The organism is Myxococcales bacterium, assembly GCA_016716835.1.
GTDB lineage: Bacteria > Myxococcota_A > Polyangia > Haliangiales > Haliangiaceae > JADJUW01.
This window is the reverse complement of sequence record JADJUW010000001.1, coordinates 2,470,001-2,492,121: the sequence shown is the minus strand read 5'-3', so window position 1 is coordinate 2,492,121 and position 22,121 is coordinate 2,470,001. Positions and strand designations below refer to the sequence as shown.

20 protein-coding genes (1 of these 20 cut by a window edge) are annotated in these 22,121 nt (G+C 63.5%); 12 read left to right on the top strand and 8 right to left on the bottom strand.

Annotation, left to right across the window (positions count from 1 at the left end; genetic code table 11):
- Both IPL79_10985 and IPL79_10980 read right to left on the bottom strand, forming a co-directional pair.
- Complete coding sequence (locus IPL79_10985) at window positions 1-384, bottom strand: cupredoxin domain-containing protein (protein MBK9071512.1); 384 nt, start codon at window positions 382-384, stop codon at window positions 1-3.
- A gap of 19 nt (window positions 385-403) precedes the next feature.
- On the bottom strand, window positions 404-2,410 hold the full coding sequence (locus IPL79_10980) for an AAA family ATPase (protein ID MBK9071511.1): 2,007 nt from the start codon (window positions 2,408-2,410) through the stop codon (window positions 404-406).
- 203 nt (window positions 2,411-2,613) lie between these two features.
- On the opposite strand from IPL79_10980, the gene IPL79_10975 reads away from it, so the two are divergent.
- The 7 genes from IPL79_10975 to IPL79_10945 all read left to right on the top strand — a co-directional run bounded on the left by IPL79_10975 (window position 2,614) and on the right by IPL79_10945 (window position 9,984).
- Window positions 2,614-4,398: a hypothetical protein gene (locus tag IPL79_10975; GenBank protein ID MBK9071510.1), complete on the top strand. Its 1,785-nt coding sequence runs from the start codon at window positions 2,614-2,616 to the stop codon at window positions 4,396-4,398.
- Between the two features lie 83 nt (window positions 4,399-4,481).
- Window positions 4,482-4,712, top strand: coding sequence for a hypothetical protein (locus tag IPL79_10970; protein ID MBK9071509.1), 231 nt, complete (start codon window positions 4,482-4,484; stop codon window positions 4,710-4,712).
- Window positions 4,712-5,101 carry a type II toxin-antitoxin system VapC family toxin gene (locus IPL79_10965; GenBank protein ID MBK9071508.1) on the top strand — a complete coding sequence of 130 codons (390 nt, stop codon included), beginning with the start codon at window positions 4,712-4,714 and terminating at the stop codon, window positions 5,099-5,101. Before IPL79_10970 ends, IPL79_10965 begins: the two co-directional genes overlap by 1 nt.
- Window positions 5,102-5,104: 3 nt before the next feature.
- Complete coding sequence (locus IPL79_10960; GenBank protein ID MBK9071507.1) at window positions 5,105-6,088, top strand: hypothetical protein; 984 nt, start codon at window positions 5,105-5,107, stop codon at window positions 6,086-6,088.
- A gap of 50 nt (window positions 6,089-6,138) precedes the next feature.
- Entirely contained in the window at window positions 6,139-6,423 is a 285-nt protein-coding gene (locus IPL79_10955) for a hypothetical protein (GenBank protein ID MBK9071506.1), read from the top strand.
- A 71-nt stretch (window positions 6,424-6,494) separates the two neighbouring features.
- A complete protein-coding gene (locus tag IPL79_10950) occupies window positions 6,495-9,185 on the top strand; it encodes a carboxypeptidase regulatory-like domain-containing protein (protein ID MBK9071505.1) in 2,691 nt (896 codons plus the stop codon).
- Window positions 9,186-9,279: 94 nt separating this feature from the next.
- Window positions 9,280-9,984 (top strand): SDR family NAD(P)-dependent oxidoreductase, encoded by a 705-nt coding sequence (locus IPL79_10945; GenBank protein ID MBK9071504.1) that lies wholly within the window; start codon window positions 9,280-9,282, stop codon window positions 9,982-9,984.
- A 7-nt stretch (window positions 9,985-9,991) separates the two neighbouring features.
- On the opposite strand, the gene IPL79_10940 is transcribed toward IPL79_10945, so the two are convergent.
- The 3 genes from IPL79_10940 to IPL79_10930 form a co-directional block, all read right to left on the bottom strand.
- A complete protein-coding gene (locus IPL79_10940; GenBank protein ID MBK9071503.1) occupies window positions 9,992-10,318 on the bottom strand; it encodes a type II toxin-antitoxin system RelE/ParE family toxin in 327 nt (108 codons plus the stop codon).
- A 15-nt stretch (window positions 10,319-10,333) separates the two neighbouring features.
- On the bottom strand, window positions 10,334-10,600 hold the full coding sequence (locus IPL79_10935; protein ID MBK9071502.1) for a type II toxin-antitoxin system Phd/YefM family antitoxin: 267 nt from the start codon (window positions 10,598-10,600) through the stop codon (window positions 10,334-10,336).
- Between the two features lie 77 nt (window positions 10,601-10,677).
- Window positions 10,678-12,561 carry an alkaline phosphatase family protein gene (locus IPL79_10930; GenBank protein ID MBK9071501.1) on the bottom strand — a complete coding sequence of 628 codons (1,884 nt, stop codon included), beginning with the start codon at window positions 12,559-12,561 and terminating at the stop codon, window positions 10,678-10,680.
- 224 nt (window positions 12,562-12,785) lie between these two features.
- On the opposite strand from IPL79_10930, the gene IPL79_10925 reads away from it, so the two are divergent.
- From IPL79_10925 to IPL79_10905, 5 genes are all read left to right on the top strand, one after another.
- Window positions 12,786-14,219 (top strand): KamA family radical SAM protein, encoded by a 1,434-nt coding sequence (locus IPL79_10925; protein MBK9071500.1) that lies wholly within the window; start codon window positions 12,786-12,788, stop codon window positions 14,217-14,219.
- Window positions 14,216-14,893, top strand: coding sequence for a hypothetical protein (locus IPL79_10920; protein MBK9071499.1), 678 nt, complete (start codon window positions 14,216-14,218; stop codon window positions 14,891-14,893). The genes IPL79_10925 and IPL79_10920 overlap by 4 nt, the downstream gene beginning before the upstream one ends.
- A gap of 129 nt (window positions 14,894-15,022) precedes the next feature.
- A complete protein-coding gene (locus tag IPL79_10915; GenBank protein ID MBK9071498.1) occupies window positions 15,023-16,789 on the top strand; it encodes a hypothetical protein in 1,767 nt (588 codons plus the stop codon).
- Between the two features lie 178 nt (window positions 16,790-16,967).
- Window positions 16,968-18,902 carry a hypothetical protein gene (locus tag IPL79_10910; GenBank protein MBK9071497.1) on the top strand — a complete coding sequence of 645 codons (1,935 nt, stop codon included), beginning with the start codon at window positions 16,968-16,970 and terminating at the stop codon, window positions 18,900-18,902.
- A gap of 14 nt (window positions 18,903-18,916) precedes the next feature.
- Window positions 18,917-19,663, top strand: a complete 747-nt coding sequence (locus IPL79_10905) for a hypothetical protein (GenBank protein ID MBK9071496.1) — start codon at window positions 18,917-18,919, stop codon at window positions 19,661-19,663.
- A 9-nt stretch (window positions 19,664-19,672) separates the two neighbouring features.
- On the opposite strand, the gene IPL79_10900 is transcribed toward IPL79_10905, so the two are convergent.
- The 3 genes in view from IPL79_10900 to IPL79_10890 are tightly spaced (each overlapping or abutting the next) and all read right to left on the bottom strand, a layout consistent with a single transcriptional unit that may run on beyond the window.
- Window positions 19,673-19,870 carry a hypothetical protein gene (locus tag IPL79_10900; GenBank protein MBK9071495.1) on the bottom strand — a complete coding sequence of 66 codons (198 nt, stop codon included), beginning with the start codon at window positions 19,868-19,870 and terminating at the stop codon, window positions 19,673-19,675.
- The gene (locus tag IPL79_10895; GenBank protein MBK9071494.1) at window positions 19,842-21,281 is read right to left on the bottom strand and encodes an insulinase family protein; all 1,440 of its coding nucleotides are present in this window, start codon (window positions 21,279-21,281) and stop codon (window positions 19,842-19,844) included. The genes IPL79_10900 and IPL79_10895 overlap by 29 nt, the downstream gene beginning before the upstream one ends.
- Window positions 21,278-22,121: the 3' portion of an insulinase family protein gene (locus IPL79_10890; GenBank protein ID MBK9071493.1), read on the bottom strand. 545 nt of this gene lie beyond the right edge of the window; only the last 844 of its 1,389 coding nucleotides appear in the window; the start codon falls outside the window, past its right edge; the stop codon is at window positions 21,278-21,280. Before IPL79_10890 ends, IPL79_10895 begins: the two co-directional genes overlap by 4 nt.

Genomic DNA, 22,121 nt, shown 5'->3' with positions numbered 1-22,121 from the left:
TCAGTTTGGAACGATGACGCCGGTCATCATATCCATGCCGCAGGCAAACCCGAGCTTGCCGCTCGCCGGCATGGTGACGGGAAATTCCTTGGGCTCGTTAAGTGGCAAATCGACGGCGGCACCGCCGGCAATTTTGATTTGCTTGGCGCACGCGCTTTCGGTCTTGCGCGTAAACACCAGCATGAGCTTTTCGCCGGGCTTGGCGGTCAGCTTGTCGGGCTTATAGCCGCTATCGACCACGTCGATGGCAAGGTAGCGCACGCCGCCGACCACCTTGCCCGCAGGCGCCTTGCCGGCCTCAGCGGTGGCGCTTGACGAGTTGTCGCAGGCGGCGGCGCTGGCGAGTAAGAACACAGTGGCTAAAACGCAGCGAAATGCCTTCATGGCGGCAGTTTAGCACATCTTATCGGCGACGGCCGTTGCCGAGCACGCGTCCCATCGAGCTGTATTCGCTGCGCGCGGCGCGCTCGAGCGTGGCGTGATCGATGTGGTGATCTTCGGCGGCGGCCAAGAAGGCGGCGCCAATGACGGCATTCTTGATGTTGCCGCCGGTCATGTCGGCGAATTGTTGCGCCAGGTCATCGGCATTTATATCGGCTGCGCGCGGCGCATCGACGGCCAGCATGCGGCGCCAGAGCTCGGCGCGCTCGCCCTCGTCGGGCGCGTAGAACTTGACGTGCGCCGCAAGCCGTCGCCGCACCGCGGGGTCGATGCTCGAGTCGAGGTTGGTCGTGAGCAGCGTGATGCCGGAGAACGCCTCGATGCGTTGTAAGAGGTAGTTGACCTCGAGGTTGGCATAGCGATCGACCGACGACTTGACCTCGGTGCGCTTGGCAAACAGCGAGTCGGCCTCGTCAAAGAGCAAGAGCACCTGGCCCGACGAGGCGGCGTCAAAGATCTTGGCGAGCTGCTTTTCGGTTTCGCCAACCCACTTCGAAACCACCTTGGAAAGGTCGATCTGGTAGAGGTCTAGGCCTAAATCGCGCGCGATAATCCCTGCGACCATGGATTTGCCCGTGCCCGGTGGCCCTGAAAACAGCGCCGCAACCCCGGTGGCGCGTCCCACCTTGCGATGAAAGCCCCACTGATCGAGCACCTTGTGGCTATGGCGGACGCGCGAGATGAGCGCACGGATCTGGTCGAGAATATCGGGCGGCAAGACGATGTCTTCCCACGATTGGTCGACGTCTACTCGCATCGCCAAGGCGCCAAGGCGTTCGCTAATTTCATGGCGCGTGCCCTCGATGATATCGTCGCTGGTGATCCGCGCGTCGTCGCGCCCGCTCGCGACCACGCGCGCGGCGCGCACGGCGCGACGGATGGCGCCCGCGCCCATCTTGTAGCGCATCGCGGTTTGCTCGATATCCCGCTGCACGTCCGCCGAGGCGTCACCAAGGTATCCCTTCCACAGCGCGCTGCGCGTGGCGCCATCGGGCACGGGCCAGGCCACGCGCCAGGTGGGGCGCGAAAGCGGCAGATCGACCGAGGCATCGGTGGTGGCGGTGCCGCAGATGCCAGCATAGGTGTCGAGAAAATTCGCGACGGCGCGCAGCCGCTCTTGATCGGGTTGTTCGCCCGCCGCGATGCTTTCGATGCCAACCACCATGGGAATCGCGGGGCGCAACATCGCTTCGCGGCGCAGGCCGCGCAACACGCGCTCAATGTTCGCGCGGTTGTTGCCGACCAGCGACAGATCGACAAAGACGACGGCGAGGTTGTGTTCGGCGGCGACGTGCGCGAGCGCGGTGCGGCGGCCCGTCCACGACACGCCGGCAAGTTGGATGACGGGTTTGTCCGTGAGGGAAAATGCCTGTCGGAGCCGTGCGAGCGCCACCATCTGCCCCGGGCTGAACACTAGCGCTTCAGGCAATTCCACGGTCCCCCCATACGTGGCGACGTCGTCGTCGGGCGCGTTGTCGCCGGCGAGATAGCGGCAAAGGCGCCCCGAGGCCGTGACCGGCCGCAAGGTGCCCACCGAGCCCTCACCGAGCTCGAGCAGGCCCGAACTGATCCATGGGTGTCCCGACGACAGGCTCATGCCTAGCGCCACGCAGCGTGCCATCGGCAGCTGCGCGAGCGCCGCAAAGCCCACCAGGCTAAGTCCGAGTTTCGGACGTTCACCGCTGAGGGCTTCGATGTGCGGTGCGAGGCGCGGATCGCAGGCCAGCGCAACGCTTGCCCACCCGAGCTCGACGTCGTCGGGTGAGAGCCCCATTCGGCTAGCCAGCAGTTGCATGCGATCGTCGCTAGGGTTCGCTGGGGCGGCGGCCTCGAGCTGGGCTTGCGTGGATTCGAGTTCGCGACGGATGGCGTCTTCGAGGTCGCCGCGCTTGGCGCGCTCGACCATGCGCATGGCGCGAAGACGGATGCGCTCGCATTGAAGCGCGAACCGGCTGCGATGGGCTGACATGCGCGCATTGTTGCGTATTTTGCGCGGCGGCGGCAGCACCGTGGCCAGCGCATTAGCTGGCGACGGACCTCGCCAGGTAATGAAAACCTGCTGAATCCGTTTCGCATGAAATTCGTAACATGTTGAATTTAAAGTGTAAAAAAATATGAGTCGGTGAAGTTACGGTGACAAGTCGCGGCCCCAATCTTGCTTCCCGGCCAACCATGATGAAGCGAACTAAATTCTATCGATCGAGGTGGGCGACGCGGTTAGGCATCGTCGCGTGCGTAGCTGGCTTGGCTGGCGCCGGGTGTTTGGAACCGCAGGACGGTGACTTCGAGGACGCCGAGTACGACGACAAGGCGGCACCGTGGGCGGAAGGATCTGCCGAGGCGTTGGCGATTCTTGCCGCCGTCAACGCATCCGACACGACGCTTGCCGTGTTGCGCAACGAGGCGGGGTTGGCGTCGCGACCCGCCAATAATATCGTCAAGAAGCGCGACGGCGCCGACTTGTTGCCGGGGACGGCGGACGACAATCGGTTCGATACGCTGCTTGAGCTCGACAAGGTGCCCTATGTCGGCAATGTCGTGCTTACCGCGCTGCTCGAATTTGCGACCGAGCGCGGCTACTATCAGGCCTCGGATATTAGCGTCATCTTCTCGCCGCAACCCGCCGGCAGCACGCACACGGCGCGCGCCGCCGAGTGGATCGACCAGGCCGTTTTTTCGGTCGACGTCGCGATGTACAGCTATTCCGACGCCGGCGTGACCGCGGCGCTCGAGCGCGCGCTGGCGCGTGGCGTCGACGTGCGCTTCGTGTTCGAGACGGCGCGCGCCGAAAAAAATCTCACTGGCACCGCTAAGGCCAACTCGAAGTCGGGCCGACTCGAACAGCTCGGCATAAATGTCCGCTACGTCAACAAGATCATGCATCACAAATTCGTGATCGTAGACGGCCCGCGCGACGACCTTGGGGCGGCGGCGACCGCGAGCGTGGTCTCAGGTAGCGGCAATTTCTCGTACGGCGGCGCGCAGTATGACGAAAACACCTTGTTTATTCGTAACAGCCCCGAGCTGGCGGCGGCGTTTCAAGGCGAATTCAACTTAATGTGGGAACGCTCCCGCGAATTTTCGTTAGACGACGATCTGCCCTACAACCTGTCAACGGTTGATCTCAGCGACATGGAAGGCATCGCCGATGACCCAAATCTTCAGTTATGGCTTACATCGGCCAACATGTTCTGGCAGCCCGGCACGCCCACGACCTTTCGCACCGACTGGCAAAAGATGACGGTCTCCGATGAATGGGTGGCGGCGATTGGCCGCGCGCGCTCGTCGATCTATGTTGCTTCGGGCCATTTGCGGCTCAAGCCGATCGCCGAGGCCTTGATCGCGGCCAAGCAGGCTCGCCCGGCGCTCGACATCAAGGTGTACGTCGACCAACAAGAGTATCTCAGCACCTCCGGCGCCGCCGAGCAAGCCGAGGAGCTAGCGGCCTGCCTCGCACAGGCCGATGGCGACCAAGACGTGTTCGACTGCGAAAACAAGGACCGGCTGTTTGCCAAGTCGCTCGGCGAGGCGGGGATCACCGTGCGCTACAAGACGTATGCGTATCGCTTCAATGCCGCGTACGCGGTGCAAATGCACAACAAGTTCATGATCGTCGATGGCAAGGAAATATTTACCGGCAGCTACAATCTGTCGATCAACGCCGAACACGATACGTTTGAGAACTCGTTGCACCTCTCGGGCGCGCCGAACGCCGCGCTCATCACCGCCTACGCCCAACATTTTGGCCTGATCTGGCAGACCGGCGAGGGCAAGCTGGCCGCCCTGCGCGCCCGCATCAGCAATGACGCGACCATCCCGCTCGTGTTTGATCCAATCGCGCTTACTTGGCAGCAGGTTCGCGATCTGCGCGCGCTGATCTCGGCCAACTGCCCGCTCGCCGACTCGGCCGAATATCGTCAGAACCCGGCCGCCCATAAAACCTGCCCGCGGTCCTAGAGTTCCCACGGCAGGCCACGCCTGGCGCCCGCGGGCCCATGCCCGTGATTGACATGTGCTGCACATGCAACTATGCTGGTAACATGTCGACGAAGATGGTGCAGGTCCGCAATGTGCCTCAGCACATTCATCGGACCCTCAAGGCGCGTGCGGCCCAGCAAGGCACCACGCTATCTGACTATTTGCTCGCGGAAATGAAGCTGCTGGCCGAGCGCCCAACGTTGGAGGAGCTAACCCAAAGCGCGCAGGCCCGGCCGCAGGTGCGAGCGGATATGGCGGCGCTCGTGCGTATCGAGCGCGGCGCGCGCAAATGATCATTGTTGTCGACGCGTCTGCCGTCATCGAATTTCTTGTCAATGGGCCCAAGCAAGTCGCCGTCGCAGGGCGCTTGCGAGCTGCTCGCCATTTGGCCGCGCCCCAGCTGCTCGATGCCGAGGTTGGCCAAGTCTTGCGCCGTCTGACCGCGGCGGGCCTCATGACCCCTGCGACCGCGCTGGCCAGTCTCGTCGACCTGGCCAACCTGCCAATGGTTCGCTACCCGCATGTGCCGCTCCTGCGCCGTGCCTTTGCCTTGCGCGGTAACGCCACCTTCTACGACGCGCTCTATTTGGCGCTCGCCGAGGCAATTGACGCGCCCCTGCTTACGTGTGATCGCGCGTTGGCGAAGGTCAAGCAGTGTAGTGCGCAAGTCTGGGCGGTGTAAGGCATGGCCCACCCCTTAGACCCGCTGCTGGCCGACGGCATCATCGAAGAGGTGATAGGGCGGCTCAAGAGCGGCAAAGAGGCCGATATCTACCGGGTGCGGCGCGGCGGCGAAGTGATCGCGGCCAAGGTTTATAAAGACCGCGCGACGCGCAGCTTTAAGAGCAACGCCGACTACAAAGAGGGGCGAGGCGTGCGGAGCAGCCGCACCCAGCGCGCAATTGACAGCGGCAGCCGCTTTGGCCGCCAGGCCGAGGAGGACGCATGGAAATCCGCCGAGGCCGATGCGCTAAGGCGGCTTTATGCCGCGGGACTTCGCGTACCCAAGCCCGAGATGTTTTACGAGGGCGTCTTGCTCATGCACATGGTGAGCGACAAGGACGGCAACGCGGCGCCGCGGCTCAACGATCTCGCTTTCACGCAACTGGAGGCCTTTGCGCTCTATCTCGAGCTGCGGCGGCAAATCATCGGCATGCTTTGCCTCGATCTAATTCATGGCGATCTATCGCCCTTTAACATTCTCGCCGGCGCCGAGGGCGTCGTCATCATTGATTTTCCGCAAGTGGTGTCGGCGCCACATAGCTCGCGCGCCGAATGGTTTTTTCGCCGCGATTTCGAGTCGGTGCGGTTGTTCTTGGCGGGGTTCGATGAGCGCCTCCGCGGATTTAGCGACGATGCGCACAAGATCTGGTCGGCGTATGTGCGGCGCGAGCTGTCGCCGAGCTTTGAGCCAACGCCGCCGTCGTCGCCAGGGCGACGTGATCCCCGCGGTCGGCGTGGCGGGCGCGGTCCAGGTCGTGCGCCGCACGAGCGAGGTCCGCAGCGATTGCCACCTGCACGCGCCCTCGAACCTGCCAGCGCGGCGCCGGTACGCGTCGAATCATTTACCATCGGGGCACCGCCGCGGTCATCGTCACGGCCAGGTGATACCTCGCCAAAACCTGGCAGCAATGGGCCGCGTCGGCGGCGCCCGCGACGTCGTGGCTGATCGCGGATCTGTAATTGACTTGGTTGGCGGATCGTGTGACATCTTCGCTTATGAAGAAAATTTCAATGCTCGCGGTGGTTGTCGGTTTGGCGCTTGGTGGCAGCGCTTGCGCCAAGAAGTCGACCACGCCAACAAACGTAGCCGCGCACAAAGGCGATGGCTCTGGCGGCGGTAAGGGTGACGGCAGCGGCGCCGAAGCAGGCGGCGGTGCAGGCGGCAAACATGCCGACGACGCGGCGCCAGCCACGCATAAAGGCGATGGCACCGGCGGCGGCAAGGGCGACGGCTCGGGCAAAACCGAGGGCGGCGGCGCTGGCGGCAAGCACCCAGAGTGATCTGACGCGCGGGTTCTCATAAAGTAGAAGGTTCGTTCGCATCGCTGTCCGCGTTGCGCTAGCTTGCGCGCATGAAGCGCTGGTTACCTTTTGTCGTCGCACTAGTATTGTTGGCCGTTGGTCTGCTGATTTGGCAAGGCAAGCGCCAAGTGGAGCCCAGCAAAGACCCTGCGGCGCAACCCGCCGCCAAGGCGCTTGCTAAAGCGGCGCCGGGCCGTGGTGGCGCTGGCGACATGATTGCGCCATTTAGCCGCGAGCCCGACGCCGAAGGCACGTTGCGCCTCGAGGGCGTGGTGGTCGATGAGGCCGGGGCACCGGTAGCTGGCGCGAAAATTTGGGTGAGCAGCGAGCCCAAGCGCGAAACGACGGCCGAAGATGACGGCTCGTTTGCCTTCGACAAGCTCCTCGGTCGGAGTTACGGAGTTACCGCGCAAGCCGGCGCCTTGGTCGGCTCCACGATGCACCTGCTGTCAGATAAAAGCCCGCCGGTGACGATCATCGTCAAGCAAGGCGCGACGTTGACGGTCGCCGTGACCAGCGATGAAGGACCGATTGCCGGCGCGCGCGTGGCCGTGGAAGCGCTGGCCGAACATGCCCAAACAACCGCGGCGGATGGCAAGGCGACCTTGGTCGGTGTCAGCGAAGGTTGGACGCCCTTGACGGTGCGGGCCGATGGCTTTGCGGCGCACGCGGAGTTTGTAGAGATTTCAGGCAAGTCCAAAGAGGTCGCGGTCCGCCTTAAGCGCGGCGCCCCGGTGCGCGGTCGAGTGGTCGACGAGGCGGGCGCCCCTGTTGAAGGCGCGAAGATCTTTGCCATCGACGCCAGCTCGTACTTTGGCGAAATCGACAGCCAACCGCTGGCGCAGAGTGATGCCAAGGGCGAGTTCACCGTCGCCGCGGTGGCGCCGGGTTCATATCGGTTTCGCGCGCGCCATGCCGACTTTGCTGCGGCGACGTCGAGCATTACGGCTGTGGATGCGAACGGCACGCGCGAACTGGTGTTGTTAACTGTCAAGAAGGGCATCGCGCTGCGTGGACGGGTGGTAACGACTGACAAGGCGGCCGTGGCGTACGCCAATGTATCGTTGGCCGGCAGTGCCGACGGCACGCGGTCGACCACGGCGCTTGCCGACGGTACGTTTGAGTTTAAGGCGGTTGCGCTAGCTGCCGGGGCCGAAGCGCTAGAAAAAACCAAGCTCCTGGCGCGCAGCGAAACCGCGACCAGCAAGCCGTTGCCGCTGGCGCAGCTTGCGCCGAACGCGAATGTTGCGCGCGATATCGAAAACCTCGAGTTGGTCGTAGACCAGGTCGGCAAGATTGCTGGCACGACGGTGGACGAAGCAGGCGCTGCCGTCCCCGAAGCCAGCGTGGTGGCCTATCTCGATCCATCCAAAAATGGCGGAGATCTGATGGAACTGATGACCCAAACCGCGACGGCCACCTCGGACGGCGACGGCAATTTTGTCGTCTACGGGTTGGGCGACGGCGAGTATTCGCTTTCTGGCAGCCGCGGTGGCCAGATGCAGTGGGGCGGTTTGCCGCAAAATCCTACGAACGCGAAGACCGGCGCGACCGGGGTGCGCGTGGTGGTGCCCGGCGAGGGCAAGATCGTAGGCAAGGTCGCCTTTGCGGATGGCAGCGCGCCCAAAAGTGGGACCGCCCGGGTCGGATGGTTGCAAAACGCGAACGTCGTCGACGGTGCCTTTACGCTTGAGGCCGTACCTGCAGGCAACTACGCCCTGCGCGTGAAGGGCGCAGGCTTTGTCGAAGGCGCCAAAGATGGCGTCGTGGTCAAAGGCGGCGAAACCACCGATGTCGGCACCATCGTCGTCGAGCGCGGGCGCACGGTGGCGGGCGTGGTGCGCGACGCCAAGGGCGCACCCGTGGTCGGCGCCAAGGTCTATCTCGGCACGATGATCGTGGCTTCGGGCACAGGGATTGGGGGTTCTGGCGAGGCCACCAGCGGCGAGGGAAGTACCGAATCGGGTGGGGACGGCACCTTTTCATTCGGTGGCATTGGCGCCAAGGCGACGACGGTGGTCGCAGAGCACAGCAGCGGTCGATCGTTTGCAGTGCCCGTTGCGGCCGGTACCTCCGACGAGCGTGGCTTGGTCGCGGTGATTCGCGGCTATGGCAGCATGGGCGGCACCGTGAACGCGGGCGGCAAACCCGTCGAGGCGCAGGTGATTGCGAGCCCAGACGGCGAGCTGAAATCTATCAGCGTCGTCAATGCTGGCGCCGATGGTGCGTTTGTCATCGAGCGGCTTCCTGAAGGCGAGTATCGCGTCACCGCGCAAACCGGCGGCGGGCTTGGCAACCAGTCGGGATCGGCGACCGCCATGGTCAGAGCCGGCAAGAAAACCACCGTCGCCATTGAGATCCCAATTGGTGACATTGAGCTAACCGTTGAGGTGAAGGGCAAGGAAGGCGCAAAGATCGACGCCGCACAAATTTTCTTGTTTGTCGGCACCGTGGCCGCCAACAAGGGTGCCGATTTGATGGACGTGTTTGCCAAGGCCTCGGGCGCGAGCATGCAGTTTTGGCTTGGCGCGGCGTTTCCCAATTTTGCCAAGCTGCGCGCCGGCAATTACACGGTGTGCACGATTCCCATTACCGGAAATATCCTAGATCCAGCGACGCAAACCAAGATCAACGACCATGCAGGTGAACTCGCGGTCTACTGTCAGGCGCACACCATTGCTGAGGCGCCCAAGCAACAGACGTTTACGCACACGGTGCCAGCCATGACGCCGCTGCCGTAGATCTGCGTAGACTAAAGTCGAGGGGCGCCGGCTCGGCGAACATTTGCATCGCTTGCGACTGGGCACATACGTGCCTTGGCGATAACGTTGCGTCATGAAGCGAACCATCTTTATTTCCGGCGCAAATCGCGGCCTCGGCCTGGCAACGGCGGCTGCCCTTGCCAAGCAAGGCCACCACATTATTCTCGCCGCGCGCACGCTGGCCAAGGCGCAGGCCGCCGCCGCGCCCTTGCAAGCCGAGGGCGGCACGGTGACGCCCATCGAGTGCGACGTGTCCAAGCAGCCGTCGATCGAGGCGGCGGCCAAGACCCTCGCCTCGCAAGGCCTCAACGTCGACGTGCTCATCAACAACGCCGGCGCCATTTTTGATACCGGCGGTTGGACCGCGTCGCCGCTCGACATCGCCCCCGCAGTGATCGCCGAGGCCTTCGCCAATAACACGGTGAGCGCCTATGCGCTGACGCAGGCTTTTTTGCCCGGCATGATTGCGCGCGGCTATGGCCGCGTCGTCAACATTTCATCGGGCATGGGCGGCATCGCCGAAATGGAGGGCAAGGTGCCGTCGTATCGCATTTCCAAAGCAGCGATGAACGCGGTGACCAAGGTGTTCGCCGCCGAGGCCGGAAATAACGTTAAGGTCAACTCGGTGTGCCCTGGTTGGGTCCGCACCGACATGGGCGGCGCCAACGCGACGCGCGATCTGGGCGAGGGCATCGCCGGCATCGTGTGGGCGGCAACCCTGCCCGACGACGGCCCAAACGGTGGCTTCTTCCGCGATGGCAAGCCCATCGCGTGGTGACGTTGCGCTACCCATCTAGCAAGCGGCGCTGCAATAACGCCTGCAAATCTCGGCGGCAATCTGCTACCAACATGATGTAAACGCGCTTGCCGGCTACGCGGTAAATAATCCGGTAGGGGCCAACCAAAATTTCACGGTATTCTTGCACGCCGATGGCTGAGAGTTCAGCGGGGTAATGGCCGCGTGCGGGCGCGCGGGTCAAGGCATCCGTCGCGGAGGTGATGCGGTCGACGAGCTCCACGGCGCGTGCTGGCGAGTCATGTGCGGCGATATAGGCGTGCAGCTCGACGAGGTCGTTCACCGCCGCATTGATGAAATGCACTTCAAATTGCATAGCTGCTTGCGGGCGCTAGCGGAGTTTGCGGAGCTTTTTAAGTACGTCTGAGGCGCGTTGCGTCTCGCCGGCTTCGATTTGTTTGTTGCCAAGTGCCAAGATCTTCAGCAAGTCCAAGGTTTGTTGGGTGCGTTCGTAGCTGGCAATGTCTTGGACGACGGCCTTGGCTTCGCCATTTTGCGTAATGATCAGCGGTTCGGGTTGCGAACCGATATTGCGCACAATTTCGGCGGCGTGGGCCTTGAGATAGCTAATTGGCCTGATTTGTTTTGACAGCTTCATGGGCCTCATCAACAGACAAGACTAAATTTAGTCCTTTAATAGGTCGTGTGTCAATTGCGAAATTGGCTGTCCCTCGGCTAGGCCAAGCGCCGGCGATAGCCTTGGCGCGCCCAATACACGACAATCTCGCCGAGCAGCGTGATGGTGGTGCCGACAACGTAGGTTGCGAGCGCGATCTGCAGCGCCGGGACGAGCACCAACATGGTGGGGCTGGGCACGATGGTGTAGGGCGGCGGAAAATATGCCCATAAGATCGCGACCGGGACCAGCGTTAGCAAGAGCCCAACCCACGCAATGCCGTTGGCGGCGCTAAGTCGCTCGGCTAGGCCGTGATGCTTGCGCAACGCGATCCAATTAAACAAAATCTGCACCACGCAGCCGATGACGGCGAACTTTAGCAGCTCGGCCGAAATGTGGCCGCGCGCCGGCAAGAACGAAGGTGACATATGCTGGCCGAGCGCGCCGAGCAGCGTGAAGTACACCACGAAGAACGCGGGCAGGCTGACCGCGAGGGCGCGCCAGCGCAGGCGCATGCCGCCCGCGCGAATCGCCAGGCCACCTAAAAAGAGGATGACCAACGCGACGGCGCCGATGGCCAGCAGCCTGCCGCTGCGCGTCTCGTGGTTGGCCGCCGCCGCATGCGCCTGCTCGCGCATGACGATTTCGCGATTGCGCCGGATGCGCTGCGTGTCCTGCTGCATCAGGGCGTCCTTGGTCGCGGCGTCGATGTCGAGCATTTCTATCAGCGTGCGGCCCAGGGCGTGTTGGGGCGCGCCGACGCCGAGGAGCGCGCCAAGGGTTGGCGCGACGTCTTGCAGTTGCACGCCCTCTACCTTTGCGCCTGGCACGATGCCTGCGCCCACCGCAATAAAGGGCACCTGCACCACATCGGGCTCTAGGCCCCCGTGGCCGCCGGGCGCGGTGTGGCCGTGATCGGCGACGACGATCATCGCGTCGCGCGAAAAGTCGAGCTGCGCCGCAATCTGCCGCAGCGCCTCGTCGGCAATATAGGCCGCCGCGCGATAGTCAACGCTGGACCCGCCGCGCTCATGCCCCGCGACATCGACGACCCCGATGAGCAGCACGATCAAGTCGAGGCGTTGTGACATGAGCAGTTCGGCGCCGTCGCGAAAGCCGCCGGGCCACGGCACATACATCGGCACGTCGAAGTCGCCTGCGGTGGGCGAAAGTAACGCGCGTTGTGCGGCTTCATAGGTGACATCGCGATCGTCGAGCAAGTCGTCGTTGCGCGGCATCGCGCCGATGCCTAGCTCGTCGCCGTCCGAAGCAGGAGGCGCTTCGTCGGCGCTTGGGGGTGGAGCCGCGGCCGAAGCGGCGCGCGTTGCGTCAGCCAAGGGCGATATGGAGGTCGACAGCGCCGGTGCGATGTTGCGTGTCGCCGACCGCGGATCAAGAAACAACATGGTCAACGGCGTATTGTCCGACGAAAAGCCGCTGCGCAGGCCCTGGGCGCGCACGCGATCCATGATGGAGTCGAGTGGCACCGAGATGCCGTAGCGATTGGTGCGCACGCCGCTAGCGCTTGGCGGCACGCCGGTCAAAATATTGACGTAGTTGGGCAGGGACCAGGTTGGATATTGCGAGGCGGCCGCCCCATCGACGCCGCGCCCGCGCAGCTCGGTGAGAAACGGCAATTCGCGTGACACATCGAGGCGCAGGCCATCGACAATGGCGACGACGACGCGTTGGCTCCGCCGCTGCGTTGGCGTCGACGCAACCACCGGCAGCTTGGACAATGCGGGCCGCGGATTTTCCAAGTCATTCATGAAATGGGAACCGAGCACGCCGGCCCACGTCGCGGCGGCAATGCCAATGATCAGGATGCCAACGGCGGCCACCAGGACCGCGGTGTGGGCCCCCGTATTGGGCGGCGACAGCGTGGTCTGAGGCTCGGCGGCGGCGCGTTGCCGTGTGGGGGCGCGTTTAGATGGCCCACCCATGCCCGGCTGTCCACGCCGAGGATGGCGTTTCGAGCTATGTGGCGTCGTCGGCACCACCTCAGCGTAACATGGGATTGTGGTTGCGTTTACATTGGGTTTTCATATACTTAAACGACATGTGGTATCTCGGCTCCGTCCCGCATCAACCTGACGTGCGCTAGCCTCGCGGCCATCGCCTCGCGTCTCGACGCGTCTCATTTCGTCTGGGTCTGAGCTAGGTATCTATGCAACCACTTGTTTCAATAAAACTTCCAGGTCTGGCGAGCGCCGCCGCCGACGACGCGGTGCCGAACATAAAACCGCACGTCGACGTCGCGTCGTTGGCGCATCGCCAGCTGCTAGACGGCCCGTTTTGGCAACGCATCCCCGCCTACAAGGATGTCGATGAAGCGACCTTCCTCGACCACATGTGGCAGGCCAAGCAGTCGATCACCAATCCGCAAAAGCTGCTCGCTACCATCCAAGACTTGGTGCCAACCAGCTTCTACGACGATTTGGCCGAGGGCTTTGCCCGCGCGCCCATGAGCCTGCGCGTGTCGCCGTATTTGCTGTCGCTCATCGATTGGGAGCGGCCTTACGAGGATCCCTTGAGGCGGCAGTTTGTGCCCGTGGCGTCGCGGCTTTTGCCAGATCATCCCAAGCTCACGCTCGACTCGCTGCACGAGCAAGAAGACGCGCCGGTGCCAGGGCTAACCCACCGTTATCCCGACAAGGCGCTGTTTTTGGCGCTCGACACGTGTCCCGTGTACTGCCGATTTTGCACCCGTTCGTACGCGGTGGGCGTCGATACCGATGAAGTGGAAAAGGTTTCGCTCAAGGCGACCGAAGACCGCTGGCAAAAAGCGTTTGCCTATATACGCCAACGACCCGAGCTCGAAGACATCGTGGTCTCGGGCGGCGACAGCTACCAGCTCAAGGCGCGCCAGGTGACGCTGATTGGCAACACGCTGCTCGACATGGATAATGTTAGGCGCATCCGCTTTGCCACCAAGGGCCCGGCGGTCATGCCGATGAAGCTGCTCACCGACAACGAGTGGCTCGACGCGCTCACCGAGATCGTTGAGAAAGGCCGCAAGCTGCACAAAGAGGTGGTGCTGCACACGCACTTTAACCATCCAAACGAGATCACGGCGATCACCAAGCGCGCGCTCGATCGCGTCTTCGAGCGGGGCATTATTGTTCGCAATCAGGCCGTCTTGCAGCGCGGCGTGAACGACACCATCGCCACCATGCAGCTCCTGGTAAAGCGCCTCGGCCACTGCAACGTGCATCCCTATTATGTCTATCAGCACGATCTGGTGAAGGGCGTCGAGGATTTGCGCACCACGGTGCAAACCGCGGTCGACATCGAAAAGGCCGTGCGCGGTACCACCGCGGGGTTTCACACCCCGACATTTGTGTGCGACGCGCCGGGCGGCGGCGGCAAGCGGGTGATTCACTCGTTTGAGCACTACAACCGCGAGACCGGCATTTCAGTGTACGCGGCCCCTTCGGTGAAGCCCGGCTACTTCTTGTATTTCGATCCGGTCGACACGCTGGCCCCCGAGGTGCAAGCGCGCTGGAAAGACCCGGCGCAGCAAGCGCAAATGGTGAGCGACGCGCTGGCCGCGGCTGGCCTCGCGCACGCCGCAAGCGCCAAGGCAAGCTCGGTGCGATGAGGCATTGCCTGGCCCTATCGATGATCGCGGCGCTGCTCGCCAGCCTCGCGTGCGGCAAGAATCCGTACATCGCCGAGGTCGGCGGCGCCATCTTGCCCGAGGCCGACCGCGCCAGCGACGTTCCGGGCGGGCTCTCCGTCATCGTCGTCAAGACAACGACCGACGAGAAGAAATTGCAGCTCACCGCGGGACCCGCGCGCGTCGCGATCGATCGCGGCGTATCGTGGGTGCGCGTGCTGCCGTTCTTGCAGCGGCTTAAAGCGGCGGGCGTAAAACCCGTGTTTCTAACCGGCTATCGCGACGAGGCGCGCGCCTTCGTGCCGACCGACGTCATCTCCGACAAGCCGCCGATCACGATCGACGTCAACCGCGCCGGCGATTTCTGCATCAGCCCGCCGACCGGCTTTTACGATATTCCGGTTGCCATCGGCGAGCCTGCCAAGGGCGAAAACATCGAGAGCATCTGCATCGAGACCGACATGATATCGATCAGCCGCGCCAACGTGCGCGAGGCGATGCGCGAGGCGATCAAGCAATATGGCGTCACCGAGGTCATGATTCGCATGGACGAGCAGGCCGCCTGGCTCGACATGGTCAAGGCTGTCGACGGCGTGCGGACCTGTTGCGGCAAGACGGCGATGAAGGCCGCCGTGGCAGGCATGCCGACGTTTTAGCTCGCGGCGCCCTGCTGAGTGGCCTAGGCCCGGGCGGCACCGCCGAGCGTAGTGCCAATTGTAAAGTTCCCGACATCTTGCCCGATGAATTCGATTGGCTGACCGCGGCTCATGCGTTACGCAGGGGGCATGAAACCGCGCCAGCTTGTCGCCCTCGCGTTGCTGCTGCTTGCAGCCTGCGGCCCCAAGGATCCCGATGGTACGCCGACCCCGTCGTCCTACGATGGCCCTGATAGCGACGGTGACACGCTCACCGATGCCGAGGAAGGCACCGGCGACTTCGATGGCGATGGCACGCCCAACGCGCAAGATCTCGACAGCGATAACGACGGCTATCCCGATGCCGAAGAAGCCGGCGACGCCAATCCGAGCACGCCCGCCGTCGACACCGATGGCGATGGCGCCACCGACCCCTTTGATCTCGACAGCGATGCCGACGGGCTCTCCGACGCGCGCGAACTGGAGCTTGGCACCGGACGCACCTCGCAAGACACCGATGGCGATGGTTTCTCGGACTTAGTCGAAGTGACCTTGCACGAGCAGTGCGTCCTCGCGCCAGACGATTGCAATGGCGACCCAGACCCCCTTGACCCAAGCGTCGGCGTATCCGTCGATGATTTCGTCTTCATCCTCCCTTATGAGGACGCGCCCCAGACCAAGCCGCTTACGTTTGCCACCGACGTCTCGCGCGCCGACGTGCAATTTAGCATGGACACCACGGGCTCGATGGGAGGTGAAATCGACGCGCTCAAGACCGGGCTGCAGTCGATTATTACGCAGATTTCCGCGCCGGGCATCGGCGTGCCAGACGCCGCGTTTGGCGTATCGCGCTTCGAAGACGTGCCACAAGCCGGGTATGGCGGCGGGACAGATCGACCGTTTCGCCTTCATCAGCGCATTACGACCATCGCCAGTGAAGCACAGACCGGCGTCCAGGCCTTGACCTTGGGTGGCGGCAACGACACGCCCGAATCGGGCTGGGAGGCCTTGTACCAAATCGCGACCGGCGCGGGCTTGGGCGCCTGGGTGCCGGCGTTTGCGCCGTTGTCTGGCTATGTGGCTGCCAAGCACGGCCTCCTCGGCGGCGTTGGCTTCCGCGAGGCGGCCTTGCCCATCGTCGTGCAAATCGGCGATGCGGCATGGCATCATTCCGGCACCACCACGGTGCAGTGTCAGGGTGGCTCGTTGTTGTACTCCGGCGTTGCCGGTGCGGTGAGCCGCGTCGCTGCCAAGGCCGCGCTGACTGACAAAGGCATCCGGGCCATCGGCATTGCCTCTAACGAATTTCCTGCCGGCGACCCATGCGGGCCGCGCACCGACATGCGCGACGTCGCCAGCGAAACCGGCGCCGTCGTGCAGCCGAGCGCATGGAATGACCCAGGGTTTGGCGGCCGGCCCGCCGGCTGCAGCAACACGCAATGCTGCACCGGCCTAAACGGCGTCGGCCAGACGCCGTCCTCGCTTGGCTGTCCGCTGGTGTTTGAAGTCTCCGCCAGCGGCGGCGGCGACTTCGTCAACCAAATCGTGCAAGCCGTGCGCATTCTCGTCAATTACGCCGTCTTTGACCTATCCTCGCAGCCGCGCGGGACGTTGCAGGCCACGGCCGAGGGCGCGATGATCGATCCGGCAGGGTTTATCTCGTCGATCACGCCGCTCTCGATCTCGCCCGCACCGCCAGGTGGCATGCAGGTCGATAGCAGCGGCCAGATCATCTTGCAGGTTCAGCCAGGCGTTCAGGCTACCTTCGAGGTGGTCGCACAAAACACATTTGTGCCCGGCGCGGCGGAGGCCCAGGTGTTTGTGCTGAAGATCGTCGTGCTCGGCGACACCGTCGCGGTGCTCGATACGCGCCACGTTGTCATTATCGTGCCGCCCGCCGGTACGCAGATTTTTTAGGCAGGGCAGCCGTGTGCGGCACGTCGCAGTAAATGTGGCATGAGCGACAGCGCGGGGGGCAAACCCTGGCTACTATCGCGCGATGAGGCCGTTTCATCGCCATCGCAGGTCGCACGCGTTCGCGCTTCGCGTACTTGCTCCCCTCGCGCTTGTCGCTGGCGTAGGCGCCGCCGTTGGCGTGACCACGAGTTGTGACGATGACGCGCCCACGGTCGCTCTGATGGCCTTCGACGCGGATCTGACGACGCCTGAACATTTTTACGACGCGCCGTTTCCCAGCGACTTTCGCCTCGACGCGCAGGGCCGTCCCGATCTGCGCGGCTTTGCGCCGATGCCGGCGACGGCCAATGCTAAGGGTTTCTTAGAAGTCGCATCGCAGCGCCGCGGCTTTGCCCTGGCGCCGGTGGCCTACGTGCGGTTTTCCGCGCCCCTGGCGCCTCAGGCGCGCACCGACGTGATCGCCGCAAACGCCGACAGCCCGATTGTCTTGGTCGACATCGATCCTGACTCGCCAGAGAGGGGCACGTTGCGCCCGCTCATCGCAGAAACCCTCGTTGCCGATGACTACACCGCCGAGAACATACTCGCGGTAGCGCCCTATCCTGGGTTCCTTTTGCGCGAGCAAACAACCTACGCCGTCATCGTGACCACGCAGGTAAGAGATGCGAGCGGCAACAAGGTCGGCGCCAGCTCGGTGTTGCGCGAGGCCGCGGCGCAAAGCATGGCGGGCTATGAGCTGTTGTGGCCGGCCGCCGACGCGCTCGGCCTGGCGGTTTCCGACTTGGCCGCCGCCATGATTTTTACCACCGGCGATCCGTTCGGCGAAACGCTCGCGCTTAGCGAGGCCGCGCTGGCCAACTATGCCGTAAGCATCGACCCCAGCACCATCGCGCTCACGACTGACCCGGCGCATGTTAGCGACGACCTGTGCGAACTCACGGGCACCATCACCTATCCGCAGTTTCAGTCAGGCGACACGCCGTACAATAAAGACGGGCTGTTCGTCATCGATGAAAATGGCGTGCCGGTCAAACAGCGCGATGAGGTCGCAGCCATTGGCTTTGCCATTCCCAAGACGCTAATGCCGGCCGATGGCTACCCGCTCGCGGTGGTTATCCACGGCACCACAGGGTTTTCAAACTCCTTCGTCGCGCCCGGCGGCGACCAAGCGTGGGGCAACGGCATAGGCATCCCGTTTGCCAAGGTGGGCATTGCCTCGGCCGGCTCGGCCATGCCCATCAACGACGAGCGCGTGCCGAGCGGCCCTGACACGCAATACGCCAACCTCAATAATCTGCCCGTTGCGCGATTTAACCTAACCCAGGGCATTCTGGAAACCCGCATGTTCGTGCGCGCATTGGGGGAATTGCGCATCCCCGTAAGCGCCCTAAATGGCTGCGTGCCGCCCGAGTTGCTAGGTGACCTCACGGAAATCAAGTTTGACGCCGGCAAGCTCATGCTCACGGGACAATCGATGGGCGGCATGTACGCCAGCATGGTGGCGGCTACCGAGCCATTGATCAAGGCGGTCGTGCCAACCGGCGCGGGTGGTTACTTTAGCTGGCAGTTTCTCATCAACAGCGTCACCGGCGATCCCAAGCCGCTCATCGCTGCCTTGCTGCACACCGCGCCCGAGCTGCTGTCACAGCTTCATCCCGCGCTCATGATCACGGAACTGGCGTTTGAACCCGCGGATCCGCTGGTGTTCGTGTCGCGCGTCGTCGCACGCCCGGCGCCCGGCCATGAGCCCATCCACGTCCTGCAAACCACCGCGCCCGCCGACGAATATTTTCCACCGCCTATTTATGCGGGGTTGGCCACCGCCTATGGGCATCCGCGCCTCGGCGACTCTGTCATGCCTGAAATCGCCGCCAGCCTGGCGCTGGCAGAACGGCCGGTCGCGGCGTATCCGCTAAGCGGCAATGTAAATGGCAAAACCGCGGCCGTGGTTGAATACGAGGTGCCGGCGGGCCACACGAGCGGCCACGGCATCATTACGTACCGCGATGACACTCGCTATCAGGTCACGTGCTTTTTCAAGACCTTCGTCGAGACAGGCGTCGCCCGGCTCGTCGCGCCGCAGACCTTTACCGATCAGTTTCCCTGTGAGTAGTGGTAGAAGGATGCGTGCGCGCCGCCTGGCTAACTGGTTTGCTAGCCGCGGTGGCTTGTGCCGCAGGGCCTGACAATAGTCTCGATCCAACCCCTGATGCAGCGCAGGACGCACCGGCCGACGCGCCACCCGATGCGGCGAGCAACGGCTTTGGAATCATCTCGGGCGACTGCGGCGTGCTCGACGACGCCGAGTGGCATGCCGCCCAGACATTTTGGTTCGAGGGCCATTTTGATTTCGCCACTGACCGCTACGACGATCCTGCCGATCGAGACCTGCTCACCTCGGGCGGTCAGATCATCGTCGCCACCGACAACGCCGGCGGCAGCTCGGTCTATTCTGAGGTGTTTGCGTTTGAATGGCTCGCGCGCTGCGAGGGCGCGACGCTGATCAAGTCGGAAACCCAAATTATTTATGACGCTCCGGGGAAGAAGGTCGACATCCTCGTCAACATCGATGATCGCAAGGTTGGCGTCAGCGTGACGCGCGCGGTGACGTATCCCTTTGGCGAGCCATACACGCTTGAGGCGGCGACCAACCTCTTTCAACGCAAGCTCGATGACATACAACTTGCCACCGAGCTGGTAAGCGATGCCGATGCCTGGGATCGGCAAATGCTTTCTATTCTCGCGTACGACGCGCAGCATGCGGCGGTCGCCTTGCAGGCCTGGCAGGCGCTTTCACCGCAAACGCGCGACGACACGATTTTGATCGTCACTATCACCGATGGCGATGACGATTTTATCTACACGGACGAGTAGCACGAGACGTCAGCGCGAAATTTCGCGAAAGGAAAGGCCCGTAGCCGAGGCCCACGACGAAAGGGCCTGACGCAGGGACACCGGCGTCTCGCCGCGCATGCGCACGAGGCGGGGATTCCAACCCGAAATCAGCGCCGGCGCGTATTGCGGTGCGTCCGCATCGCCGACGATGACGAGCTCAAGCGGCTGGTTCACCAGCGTTTGCATGGCGCCTTGCACCGCAGCGGGCGTTAGCGCGGCGAGTTCGCGCAATTGGCAAAAAATTCATGTTGAGGCCAAGCCGCGCCACCTGCACGTACGCCATCACCCACGCCTGCGGCGTCGCAAAGGCTTCATAGGCGAGCTGCGTGCGATTTGCGACGATCGACGCTAACTCGCCGTGCGCCACCGGCATGCCGCGCACCAGCTTATTGCGCTCATGCAACATGTAGGTCGCGGCGAGCCACGCCGCGCCCGGCTCCACGCTGGCATGCAGCCCAAACAGGCTGCGCGCGGGGCCCGTGGTGGCCGAGTATTTTGCGTAGTAGCCAAACCCGGTCGTTTCGCGCAGCTTGCTAACCAAGCGGCCGCCGCCGGCGCCGCCCAAGGCTTGCATCGCGACCAGCGTTGACACGTACGCTGCGTGCGAGGGCGCGACGCCGACTTGCCCAATCGCGATCTGCGATTGCGATGCCGCGGGCACATGCAAAAGCGTAATTGTTAGAGGCGCGGGCGCATTTGACGCAGGCGGCGTGAACGCCTTCGCCGCGACATTTGGAGCCGAAGGCCTGCGGGGAAGGTCGGTGAAGGACGTCGATCGCACTTGGTTTGCGCGCTGCAGCTCAAGCCTCACGTGCGCCACGTCGACGTCACCGGCGACGATGATGGTTAGCTGATCCGCCCGCAGATGCCGCGCCTGATAGGCCTCACAATCTGTGGCGGTAATTCGCGCGAGGCTCTCCACGGTCGGCGCGGGCGCAGCCGAGGCGCCGAGCACGGCGTGCCGCAGCATCCGCGATGCAATCGCTTCGGGGTCAGTCGTTGCCTTGCGGAGCACCAGCGCGAGCCGGGCCTTTGCGCGCGCGAGCATCTCGGCCCGATCGCTTTGCCAGGATGGAGGCAAGGCTACTTGCTGCCAAAGCTCAAGCGCGCGCTGCAAATTCCACGAGGGTCCGCGCAGCGTAATGAGCGAATAGTTATCACCCGCGCTTGCCGCCATGCCAACGCCGATATCTGCCAAGAGGCCACTTACCAGCTCACCTTGCATCGTCGCGTTCTCGGGTAGCCATGCCGCCAGACATGCGGCCGCCAAGCCTTCCTTGCCGACGGGATCGCGCTCGCTGCCGCCGCCAAACATCATGGCCGCGGCAAACAGCGGCAACCGCGGCTGCGGCTGCACGACGACGGCAATGCCATTATCGAGCGAAAAGGTAACCGGCGTTGGCAAGGCCTTCGGTGGAGGCGCGCTGACATGGGGCTCGGTAAAGCGCCACGCGTCGGTGTTGGCGACCTCGGTCTCGGGTGCGGCTGATGGCTTGGTGACCATGAGGTCGACTGGGCGCGCAGCGCACCCAAAGGCCAGCAGCGAGGCCTGCGCCGCGAGCCCGAGCAGATGAGCCGGCCGTGGCACCGCCCTCATCCCCCCGGCTCCGTCACGACGACATACATCGCGTCGGCCGTCAGTACCCTCGCCGCGGCGTCGCGTAGCAGGGTTGGCGAAAGCTCAGCGATTTGGCCAAATTCGGCCCTCCACGCGTCGTGATCGCCAAAATACATGTGGCTCGCCTGCAGCAAACCAGCGCGCCCCAGCGGCGAGCCGAGCGCATCGATGGTTGCTAGGAGCGTTTCCATGAGCAGCCACGACAACTCGCGCGGCGCGACGAATTCGTGGCGATAACGCGCCAGCACCGCCGTTGCGCGCGCTTCGGCGGCGGCGGCCGTGGTCGTATCGGGGAGCTGCAATTCGAGCTTAAACAGGCTCGAAGCTGCAAACGCGGCGTAGCTGGCCTGCACCGCCGTCGCCACGCCTGACCGCACTAGGTCGCGATACAACCAGCTCGTTCGCGGGCTGGACATATGCGACGCCAAGGCCGTAAGCGCGCGATGCGTTTCGCTGCCGACGCCGGGCCCGTGCCACGCCAAGGTGATGATGCGTGCCTCACCCGACGTATCTATAATGTCAATGCGGCGCGCGTCGGCCGGCGTTGGTGGTGTTGGTGGTGTTGGTGGACGTACGGTATGTCGGGGCGGCGGGGGGCTATGGGGCGCAACGGCATCATCAAATCGGAAATACTTTGTTACCAATGCGGTGGCCTTAGCGACATCGACATCGCCGACGAGCACTAACGTCGCGTTGCTCGGGCGATACCACTTGTCGTAGAACGCGCGGATGTCAGCCAGCGTCGCACCCTCAATGTCACGCAGATAGCCAAAGCAGGTCGGGCGAAACGGATGCCCGGCGGGAAACATTAGTTCGTGT

Coding starts and splice junctions, on each gene's coding strand:
- IPL79_10985 (MBK9071512.1), bottom strand. CDS start 384: ATGAAGGCATTTCGCTGCGTTTTAGCCACTGTGTTCTTACTCGCCAGC.
- IPL79_10980 (MBK9071511.1), bottom strand. CDS start 2,410: ATGTCAGCCCATCGCAGCCGGTTCGCGCTTCAATGCGAGCGCATCCGT.
- IPL79_10975 (MBK9071510.1), top strand. CDS start 2,614: ATGATGAAGCGAACTAAATTCTATCGATCGAGGTGGGCGACGCGGTTA.
- IPL79_10970 (MBK9071509.1), top strand. CDS start 4,482: ATGTCGACGAAGATGGTGCAGGTCCGCAATGTGCCTCAGCACATTCAT.
- IPL79_10960 (MBK9071507.1), top strand. CDS start 5,105: ATGGCCCACCCCTTAGACCCGCTGCTGGCCGACGGCATCATCGAAGAG.
- IPL79_10955 (MBK9071506.1), top strand. CDS start 6,139: ATGAAGAAAATTTCAATGCTCGCGGTGGTTGTCGGTTTGGCGCTTGGT.
- IPL79_10950 (MBK9071505.1), top strand. CDS start 6,495: ATGAAGCGCTGGTTACCTTTTGTCGTCGCACTAGTATTGTTGGCCGTT.
- IPL79_10945 (MBK9071504.1), top strand. CDS start 9,280: ATGAAGCGAACCATCTTTATTTCCGGCGCAAATCGCGGCCTCGGCCTG.
- IPL79_10940 (MBK9071503.1), bottom strand. CDS start 10,318: ATGCAATTTGAAGTGCATTTCATCAATGCGGCGGTGAACGACCTCGTC.
- IPL79_10935 (MBK9071502.1), bottom strand. CDS start 10,600: ATGAAGCTGTCAAAACAAATCAGGCCAATTAGCTATCTCAAGGCCCAC.
- IPL79_10930 (MBK9071501.1), bottom strand. CDS start 12,561: ATGGGTGGGCCATCTAAACGCGCCCCCACACGGCAACGCGCCGCCGCC.
- IPL79_10925 (MBK9071500.1), top strand. CDS start 12,786: ATGCAACCACTTGTTTCAATAAAACTTCCAGGTCTGGCGAGCGCCGCC.
- IPL79_10920 (MBK9071499.1), top strand. CDS start 14,216: ATGAGGCATTGCCTGGCCCTATCGATGATCGCGGCGCTGCTCGCCAGC.
- IPL79_10915 (MBK9071498.1), top strand. CDS start 15,023: ATGAAACCGCGCCAGCTTGTCGCCCTCGCGTTGCTGCTGCTTGCAGCC.
- IPL79_10900 (MBK9071495.1), bottom strand. CDS start 19,870: ATGCAAACGCTGGTGAACCAGCCGCTTGAGCTCGTCATCGTCGGCGAT.
- IPL79_10895 (MBK9071494.1), bottom strand. CDS start 21,281: ATGAGGGCGGTGCCACGGCCGGCTCATCTGCTCGGGCTCGCGGCGCAG.